General features: G+C 71.7%; 20 protein-coding genes and 1 pseudogene. 11 read left to right on the top strand and 10 right to left on the bottom strand.

Annotation, left to right across the window (positions count from 1 at the left end; translation table 11 throughout):
• Positions 1–48: 48 nt before the first annotated feature.
• On the top strand, positions 49–441 hold the full coding sequence (locus ACFYR0_RS16690) for a hypothetical protein (RefSeq protein ID WP_389327637.1): 393 nt from the start codon (positions 49–51) through the stop codon (positions 439–441).
• A 117-nt stretch (positions 442–558) separates the two neighbouring features.
• The gene (locus ACFYR0_RS16695; RefSeq protein ID WP_389327640.1) at positions 559–1,974 is read left to right on the top strand and encodes a S28 family serine protease; all 1,416 of its coding nucleotides are present in this window, start codon (positions 559–561) and stop codon (positions 1,972–1,974) included.
• A gap of 373 nt (positions 1,975–2,347) precedes the next feature.
• On the opposite strand, the gene ACFYR0_RS16700 is transcribed toward ACFYR0_RS16695, so the two are convergent.
• Positions 2,348–4,174, bottom strand: coding sequence for a glycoside hydrolase family 3 protein (locus tag ACFYR0_RS16700; RefSeq protein WP_389327643.1), 1,827 nt, complete (start codon positions 4,172–4,174; stop codon positions 2,348–2,350).
• A 683-nt stretch (positions 4,175–4,857) separates the two neighbouring features.
• Here ACFYR0_RS16700 and aroA point away from each other — a divergent pair.
• On the top strand, positions 4,858–6,099 hold the full coding sequence (aroA, locus tag ACFYR0_RS16705; RefSeq protein ID WP_389327646.1) for a 3-phosphoshikimate 1-carboxyvinyltransferase: 1,242 nt from the start codon (positions 4,858–4,860) through the stop codon (positions 6,097–6,099).
• A pseudogene (locus ACFYR0_RS16710) lies at positions 6,096–6,335 on the top strand (N-acetyltransferase); the annotation flags it as partial. The gene aroA and the pseudogene ACFYR0_RS16710, both read left to right, overlap by 4 nt.
• A 69-nt stretch (positions 6,336–6,404) precedes the next feature.
• Here ACFYR0_RS16710 and ACFYR0_RS16715 read toward each other — a convergent pair.
• Complete coding sequence (locus ACFYR0_RS16715; protein ID WP_389327649.1) at positions 6,405–6,800, bottom strand: DUF192 domain-containing protein; 396 nt, start codon at positions 6,798–6,800, stop codon at positions 6,405–6,407.
• Between the two features lie 82 nt (positions 6,801–6,882).
• On the opposite strand from ACFYR0_RS16715, the gene ACFYR0_RS16720 reads away from it, so the two are divergent.
• From ACFYR0_RS16720 to ACFYR0_RS16740, 5 genes are all read left to right on the top strand, one after another.
• Positions 6,883–7,755 (top strand): LLM class flavin-dependent oxidoreductase, encoded by an 873-nt coding sequence (locus ACFYR0_RS16720; protein WP_389327652.1) that lies wholly within the window; start codon positions 6,883–6,885, stop codon positions 7,753–7,755.
• Between the two features lie 1,055 nt (positions 7,756–8,810).
• Positions 8,811–9,584: an isoprenyl transferase gene (locus tag ACFYR0_RS16725; protein ID WP_389327655.1), complete on the top strand. Its 774-nt coding sequence runs from the start codon at positions 8,811–8,813 to the stop codon at positions 9,582–9,584.
• Positions 9,585–9,997: 413 nt separating this feature from the next.
• Entirely contained in the window at positions 9,998–11,323 is a 1,326-nt protein-coding gene (locus ACFYR0_RS16730; RefSeq protein WP_389327658.1) for a PhoH family protein, read from the top strand.
• 407 nt (positions 11,324–11,730) lie between these two features.
• Positions 11,731–12,429, top strand: a complete 699-nt coding sequence (locus tag ACFYR0_RS16735) for a transglycosylase SLT domain-containing protein (protein ID WP_389327661.1) — start codon at positions 11,731–11,733, stop codon at positions 12,427–12,429.
• 124 nt (positions 12,430–12,553) lie between these two features.
• Positions 12,554–13,885: an AI-2E family transporter gene (locus ACFYR0_RS16740; RefSeq protein WP_389327664.1), complete on the top strand. Its 1,332-nt coding sequence runs from the start codon at positions 12,554–12,556 to the stop codon at positions 13,883–13,885.
• Positions 13,886–13,908: 23 nt separating this feature from the next.
• On the opposite strand, the gene ACFYR0_RS16745 is transcribed toward ACFYR0_RS16740, so the two are convergent.
• Complete coding sequence (locus ACFYR0_RS16745) at positions 13,909–14,442, bottom strand: alkyl hydroperoxide reductase (RefSeq protein WP_389327667.1); 534 nt, start codon at positions 14,440–14,442, stop codon at positions 13,909–13,911.
• 3 nt (positions 14,443–14,445) lie between these two features.
• Entirely contained in the window at positions 14,446–15,000 is a 555-nt protein-coding gene (locus ACFYR0_RS16750; RefSeq protein ID WP_389327670.1) for a peroxiredoxin, read from the bottom strand.
• Positions 15,001–15,135: 135 nt separating this feature from the next.
• On the opposite strand from ACFYR0_RS16750, the gene ACFYR0_RS16755 reads away from it, so the two are divergent.
• The gene (locus ACFYR0_RS16755; protein WP_389327673.1) at positions 15,136–16,092 is read left to right on the top strand and encodes a LysR substrate-binding domain-containing protein; all 957 of its coding nucleotides are present in this window, start codon (positions 15,136–15,138) and stop codon (positions 16,090–16,092) included.
• Between the two features lie 337 nt (positions 16,093–16,429).
• Here ACFYR0_RS16755 and ACFYR0_RS16760 read toward each other — a convergent pair whose 3' ends face one another.
• From ACFYR0_RS16760 to ACFYR0_RS16780, 5 genes are all read right to left on the bottom strand, one after another.
• On the bottom strand, positions 16,430–18,757 hold the full coding sequence (locus ACFYR0_RS16760) for an ABC transporter permease (protein WP_389327676.1): 2,328 nt from the start codon (positions 18,755–18,757) through the stop codon (positions 16,430–16,432).
• Positions 18,754–19,443: an ABC transporter ATP-binding protein gene (locus ACFYR0_RS16765; RefSeq protein ID WP_386383015.1), complete on the bottom strand. Its 690-nt coding sequence runs from the start codon at positions 19,441–19,443 to the stop codon at positions 18,754–18,756. The genes ACFYR0_RS16760 and ACFYR0_RS16765 overlap by 4 nt, the downstream gene beginning before the upstream one ends.
• On the bottom strand, positions 19,440–19,964 hold the full coding sequence (locus tag ACFYR0_RS16770) for a PadR family transcriptional regulator (RefSeq protein WP_389327679.1): 525 nt from the start codon (positions 19,962–19,964) through the stop codon (positions 19,440–19,442). The genes ACFYR0_RS16765 and ACFYR0_RS16770 overlap by 4 nt, the downstream gene beginning before the upstream one ends.
• Before the next feature lie 105 nt (positions 19,965–20,069).
• Positions 20,070–20,306 (bottom strand): hypothetical protein, encoded by a 237-nt coding sequence (locus ACFYR0_RS16775; RefSeq protein WP_389327682.1) that lies wholly within the window; start codon positions 20,304–20,306, stop codon positions 20,070–20,072.
• Positions 20,303–21,226 carry an SPFH domain-containing protein gene (locus ACFYR0_RS16780; RefSeq protein ID WP_389327685.1) on the bottom strand — a complete coding sequence of 308 codons (924 nt, stop codon included), beginning with the start codon at positions 21,224–21,226 and terminating at the stop codon, positions 20,303–20,305. Before ACFYR0_RS16780 ends, ACFYR0_RS16775 begins: the two co-directional genes overlap by 4 nt.
• 246 nt (positions 21,227–21,472) lie before the next feature.
• Here ACFYR0_RS16780 and ACFYR0_RS16785 point away from each other — a divergent pair, with 246 nt between their 5' ends.
• Entirely contained in the window at positions 21,473–23,767 is a 2,295-nt protein-coding gene (locus tag ACFYR0_RS16785; protein ID WP_389327688.1) for a transglycosylase domain-containing protein, read from the top strand.
• A gap of 425 nt (positions 23,768–24,192) precedes the next feature.
• On the opposite strand, the gene ACFYR0_RS16790 is transcribed toward ACFYR0_RS16785, so the two are convergent.
• Positions 24,193–26,259 carry a SpoIIE family protein phosphatase gene (locus tag ACFYR0_RS16790; protein WP_389327690.1) on the bottom strand — a complete coding sequence of 689 codons (2,067 nt, stop codon included), beginning with the start codon at positions 26,257–26,259 and terminating at the stop codon, positions 24,193–24,195.
• Between the last annotated feature and the right edge of the window lie 152 nt (positions 26,260–26,411).

A 26,411-nucleotide genomic window follows, 5' to 3' on the forward strand; every position in this document is an offset into this window, starting at 1 on the left:
GCGTCCGTACATCAGTACGGTGAGGACCGTGATGCTGGAGGGGCGACAGTGGACACGAGCGCGATTCGACGGCGGTTCGCCGTCGGCATGGCCGTGCTGACCGCGTCCGGACTGCTCGCGCTCGGCGCGCCGGGCGCGGCCCAGGCGGCCTCCGCGGAGAACTGCCCCGGACGCAAGGTGCGCACGCTGTCCTTCTCCACCGGTGCCGTGCACGTCTACAAGAGCGGCGGCCTGGTGTGCGCGGTCACCCGCGCCAAGCGCCCCGGCCCGCAGCGCTGGATGACCGTCAGCGTCCAGGCGCGCGGACTGCGTGCCGCCCGACTGGGTGACCTGCGCTCGCGCAGCATCGGCCCGGTGGACACCTACGCCGGACACCGCTGCGTCCGCGTCAGGGGCTCGCGGGGCGGCGCCTCGGTGAGTTCCGGATGGATCCTCTGCTGACCGGTCAAGTCCTGTCGTTATATGGCCTTTTTACGCACCTCCCCGCTCAACATCCCCTGGTGTGAACCGTGTTGCTCCGATAGCTTCCGGCGCACATATGTTTCCCAGGGAGGGTGCATGCGCAAGGCGCTCAGATGGCTGCTCGCGCTCGCTGTGTTCATCGGCACGCTGAGCACGGCCGGGGCGGCCACCGCTGCCCAGCCGGAGGCCACCGGAACCGGCGACGTCAAGGACCAGCTCCTGTCCATCCCGGGCATGAGCCTGATCGAGGAGAAGCCCTACACCGGCTACCGCTTCTTCGTCCTCAACTACACCCAGCCGGTCGACCACCGGAACCCGAGGGCGGGCACGTTCCAGCAGCGGATCACCGTGCTGCACAAGGACGTCAGCCGTCCGACCGTCTTCTACACCGGCGGCTACAACGTCTCCACGACGCCCAGCCGCCGCGAGCCGACCCAGATCGTGGACGGCAACCAGGTCTCCATGGAGTACCGCTACTTCACCCCGTCCCGGCCCGCCCCGGCCGACTGGAGCAAGCTGGACATCTGGCAGGCCGCCAGCGACCAGCACCGCATCTTCAAGGCGCTCAAGCCGCTCTACGACCGCAAGTGGATCTCCACCGGCGGCTCCAAGGGCGGTATGACCGCCACGTACTACGAGCGCTTCTACCCGCGTGACATGGACGGTGTCGTCGCCTACGTCGCCCCCAACGACGTGGTCAACAAGGAGGACTCCGCCTACGACCGCTTCTTCGCCTCCGTCGGCACGAAGGAGTGCCGCGACCGGCTGAACGCGGTGCAGCGCGAGGCGCTGGTACGCCGTGAGCCGCTGGAGAAGAAGTACGAGGCGTACGCCGCCGAGAACGGCTACACCTTCGACACCGTCGGCAGCCTGGACCGCGCCTACGAGGCCGTCGTCCTCGACTACGTCTGGGGCTTCTGGCAGTACAGCCTGCTCTCCGACTGCGACACGATCCCGGCGGACGCGGCCAACGCCACCGACGACGAGATCTGGAACTCCATCGACACGATCTCCGGCTTCTCCTTCTACGCCGACCAGGGCCTGGCGCCGTACACGCCGTACTACTACCAGGCGGGCACCCAGCTCGGCGCGCCGACGATCGACTTCCCGCACATCGAGAAGCGGTACGTCCGCTACGGCTACCAGCCGCCGCGCAACTTCGTGCCGCGCGACATCCCCATGTCCTTCCAGCCCTGGGCCATGCGGGACGTCGACACCTGGGTCCGCCACAACGCGAACCACATGCTCTTCGTCTACGGCGAGAACGACCCCTGGGGAGCGGAGCCCTTCCGCCTCGGCAAGGGCGCCCGTGACTCCTACGTCTTCACCGCCCCCGGCGCCAACCACGGCGCCCGGGTGTCGGGCCTGACCGAGGACCAGAGGAACCTCGCCACGGCGAGCATCCTCAAGTGGGCCGGCCTCTCCGCCACCACCGTGGCCGAGGCGAAGCCGCTGGCGTCCTTCGACGCGAAGCTGGACCGGCGCATGCCGGAACGGGGGCTTCGGCCGTAACGGGCCGTGTCCTTCTGCACGATGAGCCGACGGCGGGTCCTGCGGGGCCCGCCGTTCGGTCTTCCCGGGCGGCCGTGAACGCGACGGTCACATCCGCCGCGCGCAGCCCGCCGGCGACCTCCCGCCCAGCCGGACGTACAGCGTGGTCGTCGTGGGGCGGTCGGCCCGGTGCCGTACCGCCTCGGTGACCTGGGAAGGACCGCCACCCCCGCCAGCACGCACCACGGCCCCGCGACACGTCGTCCCCGCATACGCCCACCCCCGCCCAGCGTGGCCCGCGAGGACGGGCGCACGCCAGACGCGCAGGGCGGTCCACACCCGGTGCGGGTGGTGCGACGGGGGCGCGAGATACGGGGCCTACGCTCTGTGCGCCCTAGTACGTCAGCCCGTGGCCGATCGGGTACAGGACCTGGGCCGGGTCGTCGGCGCGCTGTACCGGGACGGGCAGGGTTCCGCGCGGTGCCACCGCTCCGGCGATCACCCGCGCGGCGGCGCGCAGTTCGACGTCGGTCCAGGAGTAGGTCGCCAGATACGCGCGCACGCCCGGCAGCCGGGACACGTCGTAGGGGTTGCGGACGGCGACCGCCACCACCGGCCTACCCGTTGCCAACAGGCGTTCCACCAGGGTCTTCTGGGTGCTGGTCGCCGTGACGTTGTACGTGCCGACCACCACCGCGTCCGCCTCCGCGGCCGCCGCGACCGCGCTGTCGATCACCGCGGCCGAGGGCGCCGTGCCGGTGGACAGGGCCGTGGCCGTGAAACCCAGTCCGGTGAGCGCGGCGGCGAGGACACGGGTCGGCGGGCCGGTGGTGCCGGAGGGCGAGGCCGGGTCGGCGCCGAGCACGAGGACCCTGCCGTGCGAGCCGGGGGACAGGGGCAGCAGACCGCCCTCGTTGACCAGCAGGGTCGTGGTGCGCTCGGCGATACGGTCGGCGCTCGCCAGATGGGCCTCGGTGCCGACCGCGCGGCCGACGCCGGAGGGGCTGACGTAGGGCTCGGTGAGCAGTCCGAGCCGCGCCTTGAGCCGCAGCACCCGCAGGATCGACTCGTCCAGCCGCTCCTCGGTGAGCTCGCCGTCCTGGACGGCCTTCAGCACCGCGTTCCACGCCACGTCCAGCCGGGGCGGGTTGAGCAGCTGGTCCACGCCCGCCTTCAGCGCCAGCACCGGTACGCGGTCGTCGCCGTACTTCTGCCGTACCCCGGCCATGTCGAGCGCGTCGGTGACCACGACCCCGTCGTAGCCGAGCTGTTCGCGCAGGATGCCGGTGAGGATCGGGCGGGAGAGGGTGGCCGGGTCGCCGGAGTCGTCCAGCGCGGGGACCAGGATGTGCGCGGTCATGATCGAGTCGATGCCCGCCTCGATCGCGGCCCGGAAGGGCGGGGCGTCCAGCGCCTCCCACTGCTCACGGGTGTGCGTGATGGTCGGGAAGCCGTAGTGGCTGTCGACCTCGGTGTCGCCGTGCCCGGGGAAGTGCTTGGCCGTCGCCGCGACCCCGGAGTGCTGGTAGCCGGCCACCTCGGCGGCCGCCAGCCGGGACACCGCGGCCGGGTCGGCGCCGAACGACCGTACGCCGATCACCGGGTTGGCCGGGTTGACGTTCACGTCGGCGACCGGCGAGTAGTCCTGCCGGACACCCATCGCGCGCAGCTCCCGGCCCGCGATCCGGCCGAGGGTGCGCGCGTCGGTGCGCGAGCCGCCCGCGCCGATCGCCATCGCGCCGGGGAACAGCGTGGCGGGACCGCCGATCCGGCAGACGATGCCGTGCTCCTGGTCGGTGGAGATCAGCAGCGGCAGACCGCGCGGGAGGCCGAGGGAGGCGCGCTGGAGGCCGTTGGACAGGTCCGCGATCTGGCGCGGGTCACGGGTGTTGTGCGCCCACACGAAGTAGATGACGCCGCCCAGGCGGTACTTGGCGATCACCTCGGCGGCCGTGCCGACGCCGAAGTCCCTGACGTTGGCGTCGACGTCGGCCTGGTCGGGGGCGGTGGCGGAGTGGCCGTGGACCCGGGAGACGAACAGCTGGCCGACCTTCTCCTCCACCGTCATCCGGGCGATCAGGGCCCGCAGCCTCGCCGGGCCGAACGCCTCGTCGGCGACCGCGTCCGTGCCGACCGTGAGGGCCGCGGTGATGCCCGCGCCCGCGGCGAGGACCGAACGTCTGGAGGGTTTCGCGGTGCTTCCCGTGCTGGTGTCGTGCACGTGCACTCCTTCCGGAGGGCTGCGGTGGTCCGCTGAAGGAAACTTCCGAGGAGTCACCAATATCCTGGAAGTTTCTGCCGGTCAAGGGAACCCACAACAACGGCCCCGGCCCCACCCCAACGCCCCGCCCCGCACCGCGCCCGGCCCGCAGCCGCCTGACGGCAGGTCACGCCCCGGTCGGCCCGGTGCTCCAGACGCGCCGGGCAGACACCGCCCAAAAGGGGCGCGGGGCTGTATCGATCCGCGGCTCCGCCGCGCGGGCGCGACCAGCCACGACCGGCCCGCGGCCAGCTGACGGCAGGTCACGCAGTCGCTGGCCGACGGATCATGAAGCCGCCGGGGCCTGGCACCGCCCCAAGGGGCGCGGGGCTGTTTCGATCCGCGGCCCCGCCGCGCGGGCGCGACCAGCCACAACCGGCTGACAGCCGCCTGACGGCAGGTCACGCGGCGCTCGGCCCGGTGCTCCCGACGCGCCGGACAGACACCGCCCAAAGGGGCGCGGGGAACTGCGCGACCAGCCACAACCAGCCCGCAGCCGCCCGACGGCAGGTCACGCACCCTCCGGACGGCGGACCAAGCCCGCCCACGCGGCGCGAAACCGCCGCGCCGCGTGGGCGCGACCAACCCGGTCCACCCCGTGGACGCCCCCGCCCCCGAGGCAGCCGTCGGCAGATCATGACCCCATGCCTGTAGCCGACATCCCCGGTTCCAAGTCCATCACCGCCCGCGCCCTCTTCCTCGCCGCCGCCGCCGACGGAGTCACCACCCTCGTACGCCCCCTGCGCTCGGACGACACCGAAGGCTTCGCCGAGGGCCTGGCGCGCCTCGGCTACCGGGTCGGCCGCACCCCGGACAGCTGGCAGATCGACGGCCGCCCCGAGGGCCCCGCCGTCCCCGAGGCCGACGTCTACTGCCGCGACGGCGCCACCACCGCCCGCTTCCTGCCGACCCTGGCCGCCGCCGGCCACGGCACCTTCCGCTTCGACGCCTCCGCCCAGATGCGCCGCCGCCCCCTGCTGCCCCTCACCCGCGCCCTGCGCGACCTCGGCGTGGACCTGCGCCACGAGGAGCACGAGGGCCACCACCCGCTCACCGTGCACGCCTCGGGCGTGGAGGGCGGCGAAGTCGTCCTGGACGCCGGCCAGTCCAGCCAGTACCTCACCGCCCTGCTGCTGCTCGGCCCCCTGACCCGCACGGGGCTGCGCATCCGCGTCACCGACCTGGTCTCCGTGCCGTACGTCGAGATCACCATGGCGATGATGCGGGCCTTCGGCGCGCGGGTGCGGCGCGAGGGCGGGGTGTTCACGGTCGAGCCGGGCGGCTACGGCGCCACCACCTACGACGTGGAGCCCGACGCCTCCACGTCCAGCTACTTCTTCGCGGCGGCCGCCCTCACCGGCGGCGAGGTCACCGTCCCCGGCCTCGGCAAGAGCGCGCTCCAGGGCGACCTGCGGTTCGTGGAGGTGCTGGAGAGGATGGGCGCGCGGGTGACGGTCGGCCCCGACGCGACGACCGTGCGCGGCACCGGCGCGTTGCACGGCCTCACGGTCAACATGCGCGACATCTCCGACACCATGCCCACCCTCGCCGCCGTCGCCCCCTTCGCCGACGGCCCGGTCCGCATCGAGGACGTCGCCAACACCCGCGTGAAGGAGTGCGACCGCCTGGAGGCCTGTGCGCGGAACCTGCGGGCGCTCGGCGCTGACGTGGCCACCGGCGAGGACTGGATCGAGATCCGCCCCGCCGAACGCCTCACCGGCACCGAGATCGCCACCTACGGCGACCACCGCATCGTCATGGCCTTCGCGGTGGCGGGCCTGCGCGTGCCGGGAATCTCGTTCGACGACCCCGGGTGCGTGCGCAAGACTTTCCCCGGCTTCCACGAGGCGTTCGAGGAACTGACAAGGGGTCTGGAGCTGGAATGACCTTCACGCCGGCCGGTCCGGTCCTCGAGGGCGCCCTGGTACGTCTGGAGCCGCTGGAGCACCGTCACGCGGCCGGTCTGGCCGCCGCCGCGGAGGAGAACCGCGGCGGCTACGCCTGCACCTGGGCGCCGAGGGCCGACGAGGTCGCCGGGTACATCGACACCCAGCTGGCCCGGGCCGCGAACGGCCTGCTGGCCCCGTACGCCCAGATCTCCCTGGACACCGGCCGGGCGTTGACCTGACAGGGGCGGGCCGGCCCGAGTCCGCCGGGTGCCGAGAGGGCGGCCCGCCCGTTCCGACCGGCCTCACCCCACCCTGTCGTCGGACACCGGCCCCTCCTCCTCCACCCGTACCACCGTCCCCGCCCGCAGCCCCCACCCCGCCATCGCGCCCGCCTCCGCCTCCAGGACGTGGCGGGCCCGTGGCCGGGGCAGGCCCAGCCGGCCCGGGGGCATCGTGCGCACGGCCAGGACCCGCAGCCGGCGGTCCAGGTAGGCGACGTCGATGGGGATGCGCATGCCGAAGGTGTGGATACCGCTCGCGGGGGAGAGCAGCAGCGCGCCCTCGATGCCGTCCCTGCCCAGCAGCCCCTTCGCGCGGGCACGGTAGGACGCGGCCACCTCCAGCGGCAGCGTCACCGGCCGCTCCGCCTCCACCGTCAGGCGTGCCCGCCCGTCCCGCCAGCGTCGTCCCGCGGCCATCCGCCGAGCCTCCCTCGCGCCTCGTACTCGCCACGACCGTAAAGGAGTTGTCCTCGCCCCGGCCCCCGGATAGGAAGGTTCCATGACCGAACTGGGTGCCGTCTTCCGTCCTCAGCTGCCGCCCGAGCGTCTGCGCGAGGTGGTCCGGGTCGCGGAGGGGACCGGTCTGGAGCAGCTGTGGCTGTGGGAGGACTGCTTCCTGGAGGGCGGTATCTCCACGGCCGCCGCCGCGCTGGCCTGGAGCGAGCGCCTGAGGGTCGGCGTCGGACTGCTGCCGGTGCCGCTGCGGAACGTGGCCGTGACCGCCATGGAGGCCGCCTCCCTGCACCGGATGTTCCCGGGCCGTGCCGTGCTCGGCGTCGGGCACGGCGTCCAGGACTGGATGGGCCAGGTCGGCGTACGGGCCGCGTCCCCGCTGACCCTGCTGCGCGAGCACCTCGACGCGCTGCGGGCACTGCTGGGCGGCGAGCGGGTCACCCGCGAGGGCCGCTACGTCCGCCTCGACGACGTGGCCCTCGACTGGCCTCCCCGGGAACCGGCCGAGGTGCTCTGCGGCGGCACCGGACCCCGCACCCTGCGACTGTCCGGCGAGGCCGCCGACGGCACGATCCTGCACGCCGGGACGTCCCCGGAGGGCGTGCGCGCGGCCCGGCGCCTCGTCGACGAGGGCCGCGCGGCGGCCGGCCGCACCGGCCCGCACCGCCTCGTCGTCTACCTCGTCACCGCCACCGGCCCCGGTGCCGCCGGGCGGCTGCACGCCGAACTGACCGCCGAGCGCGTCGCCGACGTCCCCGGCCTCGGTGCCGCGGGCGACGCCGAGGCCGTCGCGGACGCCGTACGACGGCTCGCGGACGCGGGCGCCGACACGGTGATCCTCCAGCCGACGGCCGAGGAGAAGGACATGGAGGGGTTCGTGCGGTTCGTCGCGGAGGGCGTACGTCCCCTCGTTTCCTAGGGCCGGAAGGGCCTTGTGGCCCGTCGTCACCCTCCCGCCGTCGCCCGAAGGGGCCGGGCCTTCGAGGTCCGCAGACCGCGGAGGACTGGCCCGCCGCTGTTCGAGGTCGCAGACCGAAGGACTGAGACGCCGCTGTTCGAGGTCGCAGACCGAAGGACTGAGACGCCGCTGTTCGAGGTCCGCAGACCGAAGGACTGGCCCGCCGCCCCCTCCCCGCCCGCTCACGCGTGCGGCCCGCAGTCCCACCGACAGCCCGGCCGCGGACAGCACCTGGGCATGCGCCGCGGGCATCGTGGCGACGACATCGGCGAGCGCCGTACCGGCCGGCACGGGATTGGCCAGGAACTGCCGTCCGGGCCGCCGTTCCCTGCCGCGTCCCAGCTGATCTTCTAAGGCGTCGTACGAACGACGTCAGGCCGTGAAGAGGACGGAGTCTGTCCGCCAGGGCCTTCTCCTACACCTCTTCCGCCTCAGTGTTCACAGCTTTTCCACATCGTTACCGTGATCGGGTCGCTAAGGATCACCGATCTGGCGTAAGTTCAGACCAAGGTAATTCGCGTGAGCAAAGCTGCGCGGGCGGTACCGCGCAGTGGAGGGGGCTGCGCGGTGCCCTGCCTTCCTGCGCGTCAAGTGCGTGTTCATCCCCGGTTAGCCCGCCGGGGGGACCCCGCCGCACCCGGCGCCCGCACCGTGTTCCGGCCATGAACAGCCGCTGAACCGGGCGTTCCACGGCCATCGGGCCGTCGTCATCCGAATTCGGAGAGTAATTACGGCACGCCGATGCACGCAGCATCACTTACAAAGGGTTATGGTGGAAACCCCCCCTCGGGCCGGTCCGTCTCCCCCCCCACGGACCGGCCCGTTTTTCTGCCCCCGCACGGACCCGCGCCCGGCGGTGGCCCCGGGGCCCGTGCGGGAACCGCGCCCGGCGGCGCGACGAGGGCGTACGGAAGCCTCCACGGAAGGCGCCCACCCCACCGGCTCTAGCAATCCTCTAGCAGCGGTAGGCTGCGCCCCGCGGGGACCACATCCGCACAGGAGGGGCTGAACATCACGTGAACCTGCGCGACAAGCTGCGCGGCCTGCTCGTCAGGCTGTACGCACGCCGGGTGGAGGGCCACCTGGACCACGCTCAGGTGCCCCAGCACATCGGCGTGATCATGGACGGCAACCGCCGCTGGGCGAAGGCCGCCGGCTCCACCACCGTGCACGGCCACCGCGCGGGCGCCGAGAAGATCGAGGAATTCCTCGGCTGGTGCTCCGAGACGGACGTCAGGAACGTCACCCTCTGGCTGCTGTCGACCGACAACTTCGACCGCCCCAAGGAAGAACTGGTCCCCCTTCTCGGCATCATCGAGGACGTCGTGCGCACCCTCGGCGCGGACGGCCGCTGGCGTGTGCACCACGTCGGCACGCTCGACCTGCTGCCCCCCGGGATGCAGCACACCCTCAAGGAGGCCGAGGAGGCCACCCGTCACGTCGACGGCATAACGGTCAACGTCGCCATCGGCTACGGCGGCCGCCAGGAGATCGCCGACGCGGTCCGCTCGATGCTCCTCGACGCACAGGACAAGGGCGCCTCCCTGGAGGAGATCGCCGAGACCGTCACCGTCGACATGATCGGACGCCACCTCTACACCGGGGACCAGCCCGACCCCGACCTCGTCATCCGCACCAGTGGCGAACAGCGGCTGTCGGGTTTCATGCTCTGGCAGACGGCTCACTCGGAGTACTACTTCTGCGACGTCTTCTGGCCGGCCTTCCGCAAGGTCGACTTCCTGCGGGCCCTGCGCGACTACGCGGCACGCCACCGGCGTTACGGCGGCTGAGAACGTCCGGTCGCGCGACCGGACGTTCTCAGCCGCGCGCGTGAGGACGGCGCGGCCGCCGGCGTGCGGACCGCGGGGAGATGACCGCGGGTGCGATCGCACCACGCGTCACAAGGAGTTCACCGGTCCGCCGTCACGGGCCCTGGCATGGCGGCGGGTGTTCGAGGGCATAAGCCAAGCAGGTCGACACCCGAACCACGGGTGTCGGTTCTCAGCGGACGGCACGGAGCCGTCCGCCCGGGAGGCCCTTTGCACCAGCCCCACCGCGCGGTCGCCGCGCGGAAGCAGCCGCGGAGGGCCGGTTCTCGGCCCGCGGCGCACAAGGGTCGTCGACCGGTCGGGTATCTCCCGCCCTCCCGGCCCAGCTTCCACCTCGTCGCTCCCCGACCTCATCCGAGGGGGTACGTCCTTCCGTGGTGACCAGCGCAAAGCGCCGCACGTCAGACCGGCGCACCTATGTTCTCGACACCAGCGTCCTGCTGGCCGACCCGAACGCCCTGACCCGCTTCGACGAGCACGAGGTCGTGCTCCCCATCGTGGTGGTCACGGAGCTCGAGGCCAAGCGGCACCATCCCGAACTCGGCTATTTCGCCCGCCAGGCACTGCGCCTGCTGGACGACTACCGGGTCCGGCACGGCCGTCTCGACGCCCCCATCCCGATCGGGGAACTCGGCGGCACGATCCGTGTCGAGCTCAATCACTCGGACCCCAGCGTTCTGCCGAGCGGCTACCGCCTGGGGGACAACGACTCCCGCATCCTCGCGGTCGCCCGCAATCTGCAGGCCGAGGGGTTCGACGTCACCGTGGTGTCGAAGGACCTGCCGCTGAGGATCAAGGCGTCCTCCGTCGGTCTGGTGGCCGAGGAGTACCGGGCCGAACTGGCCATCACGGAGAACTCCGGATGGACCGGAATGTCCGAACTGGTGCTCCCGGGCGAGCAGGTGGACATCCTGTTCGAGGACGGACACGTGTACGTCCCGGAGGCCGCGGACCTGCCGGTGCACACCGGCCTGACCATCCAGTCCGAGCGCGGCAAGGCGCTCGGCCGGGTGACGGCCGACGGCAACGTCCGTCTGGTGCGCGGCGACCGCGAGGTGTTCGGCATCAAGGGCCGCAGCGCCGAGCAGCGCATCGCGCTGGACCTGCTGCTCGACCCGGACGTCGGCATCATGTCGATGGGCGGCCGGGCCGGCACGGGCAAGTCGGCACTGGCGCTGTGCGCGGGCTTGGAGGCCGTGCTGGAGCGGCGCCAGCACCAGAAGGTGATGGTCTTCCGCCCGCTCTACGCGGTCGGCGGGCAGGAACTGGGCTATCTGCCGGGCACCGAGGCCGAGAAGATGAGCCCGTGGGCGCAGGCCGTCTTCGACACGCTGTCGGCGGTCACCTCCCGGGACGTCATCGAGGAGGTCACCGCCCGGGGGATGCTGGAGGTGCTCCCGCTCACCCATATCCGCGGCCGCTCGCTGCACGACGCCTTCGTGATCGTGGACGAGGCCCAGTCGCTGGAGAGGAACGTCCTGCTGACGGTTCTGTCCCGTATCGGGGCGAATTCACGGGTGGTGCTGACCCACGATGTGGCGCAAAGGGACAATCTGCGCGTCGGCCGATATGACGGTGTGGTCGCCGTGGTGGAGAAACTGAAGGGCCATCCGCTCTTCGCGCACGTCACCCTGACCAGGTCCGAAAGGTCCCAGATCGCCGCACTCGTGACGGAGATGCTGGAAGACGGCCAAATCTGAGGTCCCTGAAGGCGTTTGGCGCCGTCCCGTAAAGGCCGAGAGCCTAGCGGGGCGGCGCCTTCGTATGTGGGCTTTCCATGAAAACGCCTGGGCCGAAAGGGATGTGAGCTTTCACACGCAACCCGGAATTGCCTCGCGTACTTCGGTTACGGCAGAGTCTCACTCCTGTCAGGCCCCGCATACGGCACACCTGTATCCGTACCCCCAGCGGTACGGGACGACCGAAGCAGCAACGCCAACTCCATAGCGTCGCCGTATGCCGCCCGAGCACCACGCGGCGCTCCCCAGCGGGGAGTTGCCCACCGGGCCCGTGCCTCCCGTGACCCGGTTAGTGGGGAGGCCAGCGTTCAGGGGCACGATTGCGTCCGCCAGGGTCACCGAGGCGGGCGATGCTGGAAGGAAACCGTGTGAGCCGGATCTCGGTCCGGGGATTCGCAGTGGCCTCGGCCACCGCGGTCACCGCAGTCGGAAGCGTCGTCGGCGTTGCCACGGGCAGCACCGCGCAGACAAACGACGCCGAGGCGACGGCGGCCGACGCCACGCTCCTCGCGGACATACCCGCTGGCCAACATGCCCAGGTGCAGACCGCGTCGCTGACGCAGCAGGCCGACGCCCAGGCCATCGCCGCGGATGTGACCGCGAAGAAGGACGCGGAGGAAGCGGCTCGCAAGGCCGCGGCCGACACCGCCGTGGCGAAGAAGGAGGCCGCCGTGAAGGCGGCCGAGGAGGCCAAGGAGCGCGAGGAGGCCGAGAAGGCCGCCGCGAGCCGAAGCGCCACCCGTGACGCCTCCACCTTCTCCGTCCAGAGCTCGTACAGCGTGTCGCAGATCCAGGCCATGGCCCGCCAGATGGTGCCGAGCGACCAGTGGACCTGCTTCAGCAACATCGTGGACCACGAGTCGAGCTGGAACTACCAGGCGGTCAACCCGTCCTCCGGTGCCTACGGTCTCTTCCAGGCCCTGCCCGGCTCCAAGATGATCTCCGCGGGTGCCGACTGGCAGACGAACCCCGCGACGCAGATCAAGTGGGGTCTGAGCTACATGGACGACCGCTACGGCAGCCCGTGCGGCGCCTGGTCGTTCTGGCAGGCCAACCACTGGTACTGAGCCTGCCGCCTCAACCCGCACCAGCCCCTTGCCGTCCTAACGGTGAGGGGCTGTCGGCATGTACGGTCTCTCACGACGGCTCCAGGGGGGAGTGGTGGGGCGAGACGGGGGAAGAAGGCGGATCATGTCGCGAGTGCCAGGGTGGCTCGGCCGGTTCGGGGCCGGACTGACCGAGATGGGGGCGCGGTTGGACGAGCGCCGGGCCGAGGTCGAGCACGAGCACGACGAGCCCGTGCCCGACCGGCCCGCCCCGGCCGAGGTCCCCGACCGCACCCCGGTCGCACCGGCACCCCGGCCCGACCCCGCGCACGCCGTGCCCTGGGGGGTCAGGGTCGCCGCCGAGGCGGGCTGGCGGCTGCTGGTCCTGGCGGGCACCGTCTGGGTGCTCATGCGGGTCATCAGCGCCGTGCAGCTGGTCGTGCTGGCCTTCGTCGCCTCGCTGCTGATGACCGCCCTGCTCCAGCCGAGCGTGGCCTGGCTGCGCCGGCGCCGGGTGCCGCGGGGGCTCGCCACCGCGCTGACCGCGATCCTCGGCTTCGTCATCATGGGACTGATCGGGTGGTTCGTCACCTGGCAGGTCATGGAGAACATCGACGACCTCTCCGACCAGGTCCAGGACGGCATCGACGAGTTGCGCCGCTGGCTGCTGGACAGCCCGTTCCATGTCACCGACAAGCAGATCAACGAGATCGCCAAGAACCTGCGCGAGGCGATCGGCGCCAACACCGACCAGATCACCTCGGCCGGCCTGGAGGGCGTCACGGTCGTGGTCGAGGCGCTGACCGGCATCCTGCTGGCCGTCTTCTCGACCCTCTTCCTGCTCTACGACGGCCGGCGCATCTGGGAGTGGACGCTGAAGCTGGTTCCGGCGGCGGCCCGGCCGGGCGTGGCCGGGGCGGGCCCGCGGGCCTGGCGGACGCTGACGGCGTATGTGCGCGGCACGGTGATCGTCGCCCTGATCGACGCCATCTTCATCGGCCTCGGCATCTACTTCCTCGATGTGCCGATGGCCGTGCCGCTGGCGGTGTTCATCTTCCTGTTCGCCTTCATCCCGCTGGTCGGCGCGGTCGTCTCCGGCGCGCTCGCGGTGGTGGTGGCGCTGGTGACGCAGGGCGTGTTCACGGCCGTGATGACGCTGGTGGTGGTGCTGGCCGTGCAGCAGATCGAGGGCCACATCCTCCAGCCGTTCATCCTGGGCCGGGCGGTGCGGGTGCACCCGCTGGCCGTGGTGCTGTCCGTGGCCGCGGGAGGCATGGTGGCCGGGATCGGGGGAGCGGTGGTGGCGGTGCCGCTGGTGGCGGTGACCAACACGGTCGTCGGATATCTGCGGGCGTACGCCCAGGAACCCGCGCTGCGTACGGCGCCCGACCCCCGGGGCGCGACCGTGATGGACGCGGCCCCCGTCGAGGCGCCCGGCACCCGGACGGCCGAAGGCCCCGCCCACCCGCAGGGGTGAACGGGGCCCGGGGAGCGGCCGGTCTATCCGGCGAGGACCGCTTCCGCGTCGAGCGTGACGCCCACGGCCTGGACCACCGAGGCGATCTTGAAGGCCTCCTGGACGACCTCGCGCTCCAGGCCCGCCTTGCGCAGCACCTGCTCGTGCGAGTCCAGGCACATGCCGCAGCCGTTGACGGCCGAGACGGCGAAGGACCACAGCTCGAAGTCGACCTTGTCGACGCCGGGGTTGCCGATGACGTTCATCCGCAGACCCGCGCGCAGGTTCCCGTACTCGTGGTCCGAGAGCAGGTGGCGCGTGCGGTAGAAGACGTTGTTCATCGCCATGATCGCGGCGGCGGCCTTGGCGGCCTGGTACGCCTCGGGCGTCAGGTTCGCCTTCGCCTCCGGCTCCAGCTCGCGCAGCACGATCGCGGAGCGCGAGGCGATGGCGGTGGCCAGCACCGCGCCCCACAACTGCTGGGCGGGCAGGTCGGAGTTGCCGATGACCGAGCCCAGGTTGAGCTTCAGGTCCTTGGCGTAGTCCGGTATGCGGGACTTGAGGGAGTCGAGGGACATGCCTCACTCACCGGCCAGCAGCGCGACCGGGTCGAGGGTGTTCTCGCCCTTGGTCCAGTTGCACGGGCAGAGCTCGTCCGTCTGGAGGGCGTCCAGGACCCGCAGGACCTCCTTGGGGTTACGGCCGACGGAGCCGGCGGTCACCATGGAGAACTGGATCTCGTTGTTCTGGTCGACGATGAAGACGGCGCGCTTGGCGAAGCCGTCCTCGCCCTCGATGCCGAGGTCGCGCATGAGCTCGTGCCTGGAGTCCGCCATCATCGGGAACGGCAGGTCGCGCAGGTCGTCGTGGTCCTTGCGCCAGGCGTGGTGGACGAACTCCGAGTCACCGGAGAAGCCGAGGACCTGGGCGTCGCGGTCGGCGAACTCCTCGTTCAGCTTGCCGAAGGCGGCGATCTCGGTCGGGCACACGAAGGTGAAGTCCTTGGGCCAGGCGAAGACGATCTTCCACTTGCCCTCGTAGGTCTTGTGGTTGATCGTCTCGAACTCCTTGCCCTTCTCCAGCGAGACGCAGGCGGTCAGTTCGAACTCGGGGAACTTGTCACCGACAGTGAGCACTAGCTCTCCTTGCAGCGGGGAGACGTCCCCTCGTGAGGGCTGTCTCCCATGGGTTGGACGCCGATGATGTTGGCACAGCGAGCATTGATTCGGGAAATAGCTACACTGAGACCTGTTGATCGGAGGTGGTTATCAGTGACGGTGAGTGCCGCTGGAACCAAGAGGCGTCAGCCGAGCCTGTCCCAGCTGCGGGCCTTCGCCGCGGTGGCGGAGCATCTGCACTTCCGGGACGCGGCCGCGGCGATCGGCATGAGCCAGCCCGCCCTGTCCGGAGCCGTCTCCGCGCTGGAGGAGATCCTCGGGGTCGCCCTCGTCGAGCGTACGACGCGCAAGGTGCTGCTCACCCCCGCCGGGGAGCGCCTCGCGGTCCGGGCCAAGGCCGTCCTCGCCGAGGTCGGCGCGCTCCTGGAGGAGGCCGAGGCGGTACGCGCCCCCTTCACCGGGGTGCTGCGCCTCGGGGTCATCCCCACCGTCGCGCCCTATCTGCTGCCGACGGTGCTGCGGCTGGTCCACGACCGGTATCCCGACCTCGACCTCCAGGTCCACGAGGAGCAGACCGCGAGCCTCGTCGAGGGGCTGGGCAGCGGGCGGCTCGACCTGCTGCTGCTCGCCGTGCCGCTCGGGATGCCGGGGGTCACGGAACTTCCGCTGTTCGACGAGGACTTCGTGCTCGTCACGCCCCTCGGGCACGGGCTCGGCGGCCGGGAGGGGGTGCCGCGCGAGGCCCTCAAGGAGCTGAATCTGCTGCTGCTCGACGAGGGACACTGTCTGCGGGACCAGGCCCTCGACATCTGCCGGGAGGCCGGGCGCGAGGACGCCGACGTCACGACCACGGCGGCCGGGCTGTCCACGCTGGTGCAGTTGGTGGCGGGCGGGCTGGGGTGCACGCTGCTGCCGCGTACGGCGGTGCGGGTCGAGACGAGCCGGAGCAACCAGTTGCTGACGGCGTCCTTCACCGAGCCCGCGCCTACGCGGCGTATCGCACTGGCCATGCGGGCGGGGGCGGCTCGGGGCGCCGAGTACGGCGAGCTCGCGGCGGCTTTGCGGGATGCCTTGCTACCACTGCCGGTACGAGTCCTGCCGACGCCCTAGCCGGGGGTACGCCGGCTTTCCCCCGCCCTGCGGGTGGGCGGTGCGTGGTGCGGCGGGTGTTTGCCGCGGGCCGGTGGGGGCTGTTCGCGCAGTTCCCCGCGCCCCTTGGGGGGTGGGTGGTGCGGCGGGTGTTTTGGCGCGGGCCGGTGGGGGTTGTTCGCGCAGTTCCCCGCGCCCCTGGGGGGTTTGGCGACGTTCCTCGGGATCTTGAGGGGCCGGGCTGGTGCGCCGCTTCTTGGGGGCGCGGGGAACTGCGCGACCAGCCACGACGCGCCGGCACCCGCCCACCGGCCCGGTGAGGGGCGCGGGGAACTGCGCGAACAGACCCCCGGTGGGACTACTCCGTGCGGAGGCCGTCCGGGCGGAGGAGGCGGAGAAGCGGAGGCAGACTGAGGAGCGTCACCGCGGCGACAACCCCCGCCCCGATCCCCGCCATCGACAGCACACTCACCCAGTCCACCCGAACCGTCGTATCCGTCATCCGCAACAGCACCGCCCCGAGCGTCAGCCCCACCAGCGAGGCCAGCGCGAGCCCCAGCGCCACGGGAAGAGCCGTCTGCCACAGCACGGACAGACTCAACGTACGCCGCCGCGTGCCGAAGGCAACCAGCGCCGACAACAGCTTGCGCCGCTCGCGCAACTGCTCCAGCTGCGAGACCAGCAGACTCACCCCGATCAGCGCGAGCACACACGCCGCACCCACGAACAACCCCGTACGGATCGCGGCGAAGCGATTGTTCTCCTCGACGTCCACCCACGTCATCGGCGTGGTGTACGGATCGATCCGGGCGGCGGTGTTGCGCACATGCTCCCGCGCGTCGGGCACGGACTCGTCGAGCCGCAGATAGAGCTGCCCGGACAGCGCGGTCGCGACCTCAGGGGGCAGAGCCGCCCCGGGCGTCAGCAGCAGCCCGCCGCGCACGAAACCGGTGGGGTCCTCGATCGCACGGGCCTCCTTGATGTCCTGCGGCACACGCCAGACGGACGGGACCGTGCCCTCCTCGTCGTCCTCGAAGCGGAGCGCCTTCCCCTTCCGGGCGAGGGCGGCCGTGGCGGAGTCGTATTCACCGCCGCGCGCGACGAACGTGTCGCCGCCCCGGCAGGAGGGCAGCTTCGCCAGCTCGCGCAGGGACGCACAGTCGCCGATCGTCACGGGGATGATCCGCTCGCCGCTGCCGCCCTGCTCGTCGACGTACCCCTCGGTGAAGCCGTAGACCCGCGCCACACCCTTCGTCGCCTCGAACCGCGCGCGGGCGGCCTCGACGGTGATCCCCTCGGGCACGGCCGTCTGCATCTGCACCCGGCTCACGTCCTTGCCGGTGCTCTCGGTGTAGTCGCTCTCGACGCCCGCGAAGAGCATCTGGAGCGCGATCGCCCCGGCGACCGCCACCGCGATGCCGTTCACCATCCGGGCCGCGGTCCCGCTGCTCAACTGGAGCCGGCGCACGGCGAGCTGCCAGGACACGGCACCCGTGCCGAGCCGGGCGACGACCGCCTCGACCACCCAGGGCAGCAGTGCCGTCACCCCGATCAGCAGGAACAGCACACCGCCGGTGACGAGGTACTGGTTGAACTCGCCGTCCTCGCGGCCCTGGCCGATCATCGGGTAGAGCATCGCCAGCCCGGCCAGCGGCAGCAGCAGCCGCCACAGCAGCCGGCGCCGCGAGGGCTTGGCGGTGCGCACCACGCCGAGCGGCTCGATCACCACACCGCGCAGCGCGAACTGCGTGACCAGCACGGCCGCGGCCGGTACGGCGACGACGACCAGCAGGGCGAGCATCGGCGAGGGAGAGAGGTACTCGGGGAAGACACTGACCCCGAACAGCTCCCACGAACCGGCCCATTGCCGGCCGAGCAGGAAGAACACGGCGCCGAAGCCCAGTCCGAGCAGGGCCCCCGCCATCGCCTCGCCCCCGGCCGTCCGCCGGGTCATCGCGCTGTCGGAACCGACCAGCCGCAGTGCCGCGAGGCGCCGGTCGCGCCGCTCGCCGCCGAACCGCACGGCCGTGGCGATGAAGACGCCGACCGGCATCAGCAGCACCACCACGACGACCAGGATCAGCAGAAGCAGCACCGGGTCCATCCGCTCGGTGTGCTCCAGGTCGTCACCGAAGTGGTCGATGCGCGAGGCGCCGAGTTCCAGCCGCTCGGCGAGCCCCTTGCCGCCCTGGTAGTAGGCGAGTTCGGTCGGGCCGACGAGGCCGGCGTCGCCGATCGTGCCGGTGATCCGCTGAGGCATCCGCTCCCGCAGCAGCCTGCCCTCGTCGGACTCCAGCAGCCGCTTCAGGGCGGGGGAGACGACCATTTCGCCCACGCCGGGGAACTTCTCCAGCCCCGGCGGCAGCGGCGCGCGCGGCCCCTCCGGCTCCAGCACCCGCCCGCGGATGTCCTGGTCCCGGAAGGACGTCTCGTCCCGCCACACCAGCAGGGTGTCGTCGGCCTTCTTCGGATCCTCGGTCTGCCCGAAGGCGTAGTCCAAGCGGGCGTCGCCCCGTTCCTCGCGTGCCGACAGCGCGTTCGGGACGGACGTGGTGAGCAGCAGCACCGCCACCCCGAGCCCGACGCCCACGGCCGTCAGCAGGGTGCGTATCCACCCCTCCCGTCCGCCGGTGAAGGCGAACCGGACCCCCAGGGCCAGGTCCCTGGCCCACTGTCCCGCGTTCACGCGATCCGCTCCATGTCCCGCGACCTGCCGTCGCGTACGACGATCTCGCGGTCGGAGTAGGCGGCGACCCGGGCCTCGTGGGTGACCAGGACGACGGCGGCGTTGGTGGACCGGGCCGCGTCCGTGAGGAGCTCCATCACGCGCTCACCGTTGAGGGAGTCCAGCGCGCCGGTCGGCTCGTCGGCGAACAGCACGCGCGGGCCGGTGACCAGCGACCGGGCCACGGCGACGCGCTGGCCCTGGCCGCCGGAGACCTCGCCGGGCCGCTTCCCGGCCAGGTCGTCGACCTCCAGGCGCTGCATCCAGGTGAGGGCCGCGCGGTGGGCCTCCTTGCGGGACACGCCGTTCAGGCGCAGCGGCAGTGCCACGTTCTCCGCGCAGGTCAGTTCGGGCACCAACTGCCCGAACTGGAAGACGAAACCGAACTCCGAGCGGCGCAGTCGGCTGCGCTCGGCGTCGTTCATGGCCGCCATCTCGCGGCCGTCGTAGACGATCGAGCCGGAGTCGGGGGTGACGATCCCGGCGAGGCAGTGCAGCAGCGTCGACTTGCCGGACCCGGAGGGGCCCATCACGGCGACGACCTCGCCCGGGTGGATGGAGAACCCGGCGCCGTCCAGGGCGGTCGTCGGGCCGTAGGCCTTGCGCAGGTCCTGGGCGACGAGCAGGGAGCCGGCGGGGGCGGTCATGCGGTCACCGCCTCGGCGAGCCTGCCGAGCCGCGCGGCGGTCAGCTCCAGCCAGCGCAGATCGGCCTCCAGATGGAACAGCGCGTGGTCGCAGATCAGCTGGTCCGCCAGGTCGCCGCCGCGCTTGCGCTCCGTCAGCCGGCGCATCATCCGCAGGTGCTCGGCCCGCTGGGTGTCGAGGATCTCGGCGGCGTCGCGGTGGGTGAGCAGCGCGAGGACGATCTTGGTGTAGAGGGTCGACTGGAGGTAGGGCTCCGGCTTCTCGGGAGTCGCGAGCCACTGCGCCACATCCGTGACGCCGGCGTCGGTGATCGCGTACCGCTTGCGCTCGGGGCCGTCGCCGGCCTCGATGCCGTCGACCTCGACCAGGCCGTTCTTCAGCAGCCGGGACATCGTCGAGTAGACCTGGCCGTAGTGCAGCGGCCGGTCGTGACCGAACTTCTCGTCGAACGCGCGCTTGAGGTCGTAGCCGTGGCGCGGGCCGGACTCCAGGAGTCCGAGGAGTGTGTGACCGATGGACATGAAAGGCACTGTACACATCGTGTATACGCCGTGTGTATACGCACGGTGCGCACCCGGCGGCGCGGTGTGTGTCGGCCCTGGTGGGGGCCGTTTGTCACGGTTCTGCTACTGGGGGCCGGGCGGTCGGCCGCGCCGGGGGAGCGGACCGGCGTCGCCGGGCAGGCGCCCGGCCTCCGCCAGGGCCCGCCGCAGCAGGAACTCGATCTGCGCGTTGGCGGACCGCAGTTCGTCGGATGCCCAGCGGGCCAGCGCGTCGTAGACGGCCGGGTCCAGCCGCAGCAGCACCTGCTTGCGCTGCTGCCGCGGCCGGCGCTGCGGGGGCGAGCCCTCGGCGGCACTCACTGGTAGAGCGTCCCGGTGTTGAGCACGGGCTGGGGCGCGCGGTCCCCGCACAGCACCACCAACAGGTTCGACACCATCGCCGCCTTCCGTTCCGGGTCCAGATCCACGACGTCCCGCTCCTCCAGCCGTGCGAGGGCCGCCTCGACCATGCCGACCGCCCCGTCCACGATCTGCCGCCGGGCCGCGACGACCGCCCCGGCCTGCTGCCGCTGGAGCATCGCGGAGGCGATCTCGGGAGCGTACGCGAGGTGGGTGAAGCGCGACTCGATGATCTGCACACCGGCCGCGTCCACGCGCGCGTACAGCTCGGTCATCAGCTTCTCGGTGATCTCCTCGGCGTTCCCGCGCAGCGACAGGCCGTCCTCCTCGTGCGCGTCGTAGGGGTACTCGATGGCGATGTGCCGTACGGCCGCCTCGGTCTGCGTGGAGACGAACTCGATGTAGTCGTCCACCTCGAAGCTGGCCTGGGCGGTGTCCTCGACCCGCCAGACCACGACCGCCGCCAGCTCGATCGGGTTGCCGTAGGCGTCGTTGACCTTCAGTACGGCCGTCTCGTGGTTGCGTACACGCGTGGAGATCTTCGTGCGGGAGGTGAGGGGGTTCACCCAGCGCAGGCCGTCCTGGCGGATGGTGCCCCGGTAGCGGCCGAAGAGCTGGACCACCCGGGCCTCGCCCGGCGCGACCATGTTCAGCCCGCACAGGGCGAGCAGCGCGGCGACGCCGACCAGGGACCCGGTGACCGCCAGGGCGGCCTCGGCGGCCGAGCTCGCGAGGGTCGCCCCGGCGACGATCAGGCCCGCGCCGCCGAGCAGGCCCGCCAGCCCGAGCAGCAGCGCGAGCCCGCCGCCGATGCTGTGCGCGGCGACCTCGCTCACCCGGGCCTCGGGCATGGCGGGTACGTCTGCGGAGTGTGCGGACATGAGGGGTCCCCCGTTCTCGTGCGGCGCTGCTTATCATGCATCTATCTAAGTGATAACACTTTTCCCCGACACGGCAACCCTCGGGCCGTTTCGCACGTCGGTTCCCATGGGACGGGTGCTGATTGTCACGTCCGGAAAGACCCGAATCGAACGGACTTGGTCACATACATCGGTGTTAGCTTTCTGAGCTGACCTGAGCCGAGACACGTGTGTGACACCCGAGAGCGAAGCGGAGCAGACGTACTGATGGGACGCGCGGAAGAGAGACGAGCGCGACAGCGCGGTGGCCGCCGCGCGGCGCCGGGGCGCCGCTCGTCACGGGCGGCCGACCGCCCCAGCGGCATACGCCGGTTCTTCACCTGGAAGAAGATCCTCGGCACGTTCCTGGGCCTGTGCCTGCTCGGCATCGGCTCGTTCATCGTGCTGTACCTGGTCGTCGACGTGCCCAAGGGCAACCCGGCCGCCCAGCGCCAGAGCAACGTCTACAAGCTCAGCAACGGCACCATCCTGGCCCGCGACGGCGAGGTCAACCGCGAGATCGTGGACCTCTCCAAGGTCCCCGAGCCCGTCCAGAAGGCGTTCGTCGCCGCCGAGAACAAGTCCTTCTACCAGGACTCCGGCGTCGACCTGAAGGGCACCGCCCGCGGTGTGCTGAACACGGTGCTGGGCCGCGGCAAGCAGGGCGGCTCGACGATCACCCAGCAGTACGTCAAGAACTACTACCTGAGCCAGGAGCAGACGGTCACCCGCAAGCTCAAGGAAGTGGTGATCTCGCTCAAGGTCGACCGCCAGCTGTCCAAGGACGACATCCTCGCGGGCTACATCAACACCAGCTACTACGGCCGCGGCGCCTACGGCATCCAGGCCGCCGCCCAGGCGTACTACCGCGTCGACGCCGAGGACCTCAGCGTCGAGCAGGGCGCCTATCTCGCCGCGCTGCTCCAGGCACCCAGCCAGTACGACTGGGCGGTCGCCTCGGACACCAGCAAGACCCTGGTGAAGAACCGCTGGAACTACGTCCTGGACAACATGGTCGAGGAGGAGTGGCTCGACTCCGGCGAGCGCGCCTCGATGGAGTTCGAGGTGCCGAAGGAGCCCAAGGGCGCCCCCGGCATGGAGGGCCAGAAGGGCTACCTCGTCGCGCTCGCCAACCGGCAGCTGGAGGACCGGCTGATGGCCGAGGAGGGCATCACCCGCTCCGAGGCCGCGGCCCAGGTCGAGGGACAGGGCTGGACCATCACCCTGAACATCGACCCCAAGAAGCAGGCGGCGCTGGAGAAGGCCGTCAAGAGCGAGCTGATCAGCAAGCTGGACCCCAGGGAACGCGCCGTCGACGCCGACGTCCAGGCCGGCGCGGTCTCGGTCGACCCGAGGACCGGCAGGATCGTCGCCCTCTACGGCGGACGGGACTACTTCAAGCACTACTTCAGCAACGCCACCCGCCGGGACTACCAGCCCGCCTCCACCTTCAAGCCGGTCATCCTGGCCGCCGCCTTCGAGGAGGGCGCCGAGACCCAGGACGGCGACCCGATCACCGCGAGCACGGTCTACGACGGCGACAGCCGCCGCCCGGTCGTGGACGGCGGCACCGAGGTCGGCTTCGCCCCGCCGAACGAGGACGAGCGGGACTACGGCGACATCTCCGTCCAGACCGCCATGAACAAGTCCGTGAACTCGGTGTTCGCCCAGATGGGCATCGACGTCGGCATGAAGACGGTGATGGAGACCGCCGAGAAGCTCGGCATGGACACCGAGGACATGCAGGCCGTACCCGCCCAGACCCTCGGCTCCATGGGCGCGAGCCCGCTGGAGATGGCCGGTATCTACGCCACCCTCGCCCACCACGGCAAGCAGGTCACCCCGACGATCCTGAAGTCGGCGGAGAAGCAGGGCCGCACGGTCCGGATCCCCGACGCGATCGGCGAGGAGGTCATCAGCCGCGAGGCCGCCGACGGCGTCACCTCCGTCCTGACCGGCGTGGTCGACGACGGTACGGCCCGCCGCTCGGTGCGCGAGAACCCCATGCGCGACGGCCAGCAGGTCGCGGGCAAGACCGGCACCTCCGACAACAACAAGTCGGCCTGGTTCACCGGCTTCACCCCGAACCTGGTCACCTCCGTCGGCCTGTTCGGCGAGGACGACAAGCCCCCGCACAAGCAGGTCCCGATGTACGACGCCGCCGGCGAGGACCGCGTCAACGGCGGTGGCTTCCCCGCCCAGATCTGGGCCGCCTACACCTTCGGCGTCATGACCGAGGTCACCGACTTCGACCTCGAGACGGACCAGGGTGCCGCCGTCGAGCCGACCTGGACCCCGAGCCCGTCCGCGTCCGCCTCGGAGTCCCCGTCGGCGTCCCCCACGCGGGAGCCGACCACCCAGGCCCCCACCACCCGGGCCCCCACCACCCAGCCCCCCACCCAGACCCCCACGACCCCACCCCCCACCACCGAGGAACCGACCTCGACCCCGACGACAACACCCCCGCCCGAGGAAACGACCGCCCCCCCGGTCGACCCGGCGGGCCTGGACCCCCGCCAGTAGCAACAAAGAGGCCCGGCACGAAAAGCGCCGGGCCTCTCCCACACCTGCGACGCGACCGCCCTGCTTCAGATGCGCGGGACCGTCTCCATCCGCGGCTCCGCCGCGCGGGCGCGACCGCCCTGCTTTTTCAGGGGCGCGGGACTGTGTCCATTCGCGGCTCCGCCGCGCGGGCGCGACCGCTCTGCTTTTTCAGGGGCGCGGGGAACTGCGCGACAAGCCACGACCAAGCCGCACCCCACCGACAACCCCGCCACCCCGCCGTGCCTATCTACAACTCCGCCGCGCAGGCGACCGCCCTGCATTCAGGGGCGCGGGGAACTGCGCGACCAGCCACGACCAAGCCGCACCCGACCGACAACCCCGCCACCCGACCGACAACCCCGCCACCCGACCGACAACCCCGCCACCCCGCCGGCAAGGCACCGTCACGCGAGGTTCAACTCGAACCACACGACCTTCCCCGCACTCAACCGCGTCGCCCCCCACCGCCGGGCAAGCCTGTTGACCAGATACAGCCCCCGACCCCCCTCGTCCGTCGCCCGAGCCTGCCGCAGCCGCGGCAACTGAGGCACGTCGTCGACCACCTCGCACCGCAGCACATCGGTGCGCAGCAACCGCAGGGTCACCGGCCGGGAGGCATACCGCACCGCGTTGGTCACGACCTCACTGACCAGCAACTCCACCGAGTCACTCAGTTCGTCGAGCTCCCAGCGGGCCAACGCGCTGCGCGCCAGCCGCCGCGCCCGCCCCGGCGCCGAGTCCTCCGGCTCCAGCAGCCACGACGCCACGTCACTCGGCGCGATCCCGTCGAACCGCGCCGCGAGCAGCGCGATGTCGTCGTCCCGGTCCCCGGGCCCGAGCATGTCGAGCACCTCGTCGCACAGCGCCTCCAGCGGCGGCGGATGGTCCGGCCCCGTCAGCTGCGCGGTAGCGGCCAGCCGCTCCCGCAACTGCTCTATGCCGGTCCACACGTCCCGCAGCCGGGACTCCACCAGCCCGTCGGTGTACAGCAGCAGCGTCGCCCCGGCGGGCGCGTCCAGCTCGACCGCCTCGAAGTCGACCCCACCCACACCGATCGGCGCGCCCGGCGGCACCCGCAGCACCTCGGCCCGGCCGCCCAGATGCAGCAGGACCGGCGGCGGATGCCCGGCGTTGGCGATGGTGATCCGGTGCGTGACCGGGTCGTACACGGCGTACAGGCAGGTCGCCATACGGTCCGTGCCCAGCCGCTGCGCCTGCTCGTCGAGATGGTGCAGCACCTCCTGCGGCGGCAGATCCAGCCCCGCGAGGGTCTGGGCGGTGGTCCGCAGCTGGCCCATGATCGCCGCGGACGTCATGGAATGCCCCATGACGTCACCGACGACCAGCGCCACCCGCGACCCCGGCAGCGGGATCGCGTCGTACCAGTCGCCGCCCACCCGTGCCGTCTCGGCCGCCGGCAGATAGCGCGACGCCAGCCGCACACCCGTAGGCCGGGGCAGATGCTCCGGCAGCATCGTGCGCTGCAACTCGTCGGCGATGTACGCCTCACGGCCGTACAGCACCGCCTTGTCGATGCCGAGCGCGCTGTGCGTGGCGAGCTGCGCCGCGACCAGCAGATCGTCCGTCTCGAACGGGATCCGCTCCGGCCGGCGCAGGAACACGGCCGCCCCGATCACCCGGCGCCGGCCGCGCAGCGGGGCGAGGATCGCCCGGCGGCCGCCGGGCACGACCGACTCGGCCGCGTCACCGAGGAGCTCGGGCAGCGCGGCCCGCGCCGCGGGCGCGTCGGCGAACACCGGCCGCACCCCGCGCAGCACCTCGGCCAGCGCGCCGCCCGGCCGCACCTCGCACAACTCGGACATGACCGTGGACAGTTCCGCCGGTTCCGCGGGCTGCGCGGCGATGAAACCGCCGTCGGTGTCCCGTTCCTCCGGGATCCGGTCGGTGCGCCGCAGCCGCAGCACGACCGGGCCGGTGGGCCGCTCGTCGCCGACCGGCAGCGGATCGCGCAGATAGACCAGGATCGCGTCCGCGAAGGTCGGCACCGTCGCCCGGCACAGCCCCATCACGATCTCGTCCAGGTCGATGCCCCGGGCGATCCGCCGGGTCGCCGCGCCCACGAAACGCAGTCGGTCCCCGTCCCGCCGCATGGGCGTGGGACGGCTGCCGGGCACGCCCTGGCCGCTGCGCCGCTCCTGCCCGCCCGGGCCGCCGCGCGCGGTGCCCTCCTGGCCGGGCTGGGCGGGGATCGCCTCGGGCGTGGGGCGGGGACGGTGCGTGTCGGTCTCCGCGACGGCCGGCTGGGAGTGCTCGGGGTCGGTGGAGCCGCCCGGGGTCACCGGGGTGCCCTGCGGAGTCTCGCCCGCCCGGGCCTGTGCCGGTAAGGCCGAACCGGGCGTCCGGGCCTGTGCCTGGGTATGCAGGAGCGCCCCGCGCGCATCCGCGGGGTCGACGCCCGCCTGCGGGCGTTCATAGGAGGTGGGGTTCTCCGTCACGCGTATGAAATCCATCCGTCCGGGGCTGCGCGCCGCGCGTGCAGTTCGTCCCGCAGAAATCTCGATACCCGGAATACGTGCCCCAGGAACGGAGTTCCCGCGAGGTCAGAGACTTCTCCTGTGTCACCGACGGACCGGCCGAGGCCCGCACGGGTGGTGTCCTGGTT

Origin of the sequence: Streptomyces sp. NPDC005017 (assembly GCF_042873115.1) — a bacterium.
Classification (GTDB): Bacteria; Actinomycetota; Actinomycetes; order Streptomycetales; family Streptomycetaceae; genus Streptomyces.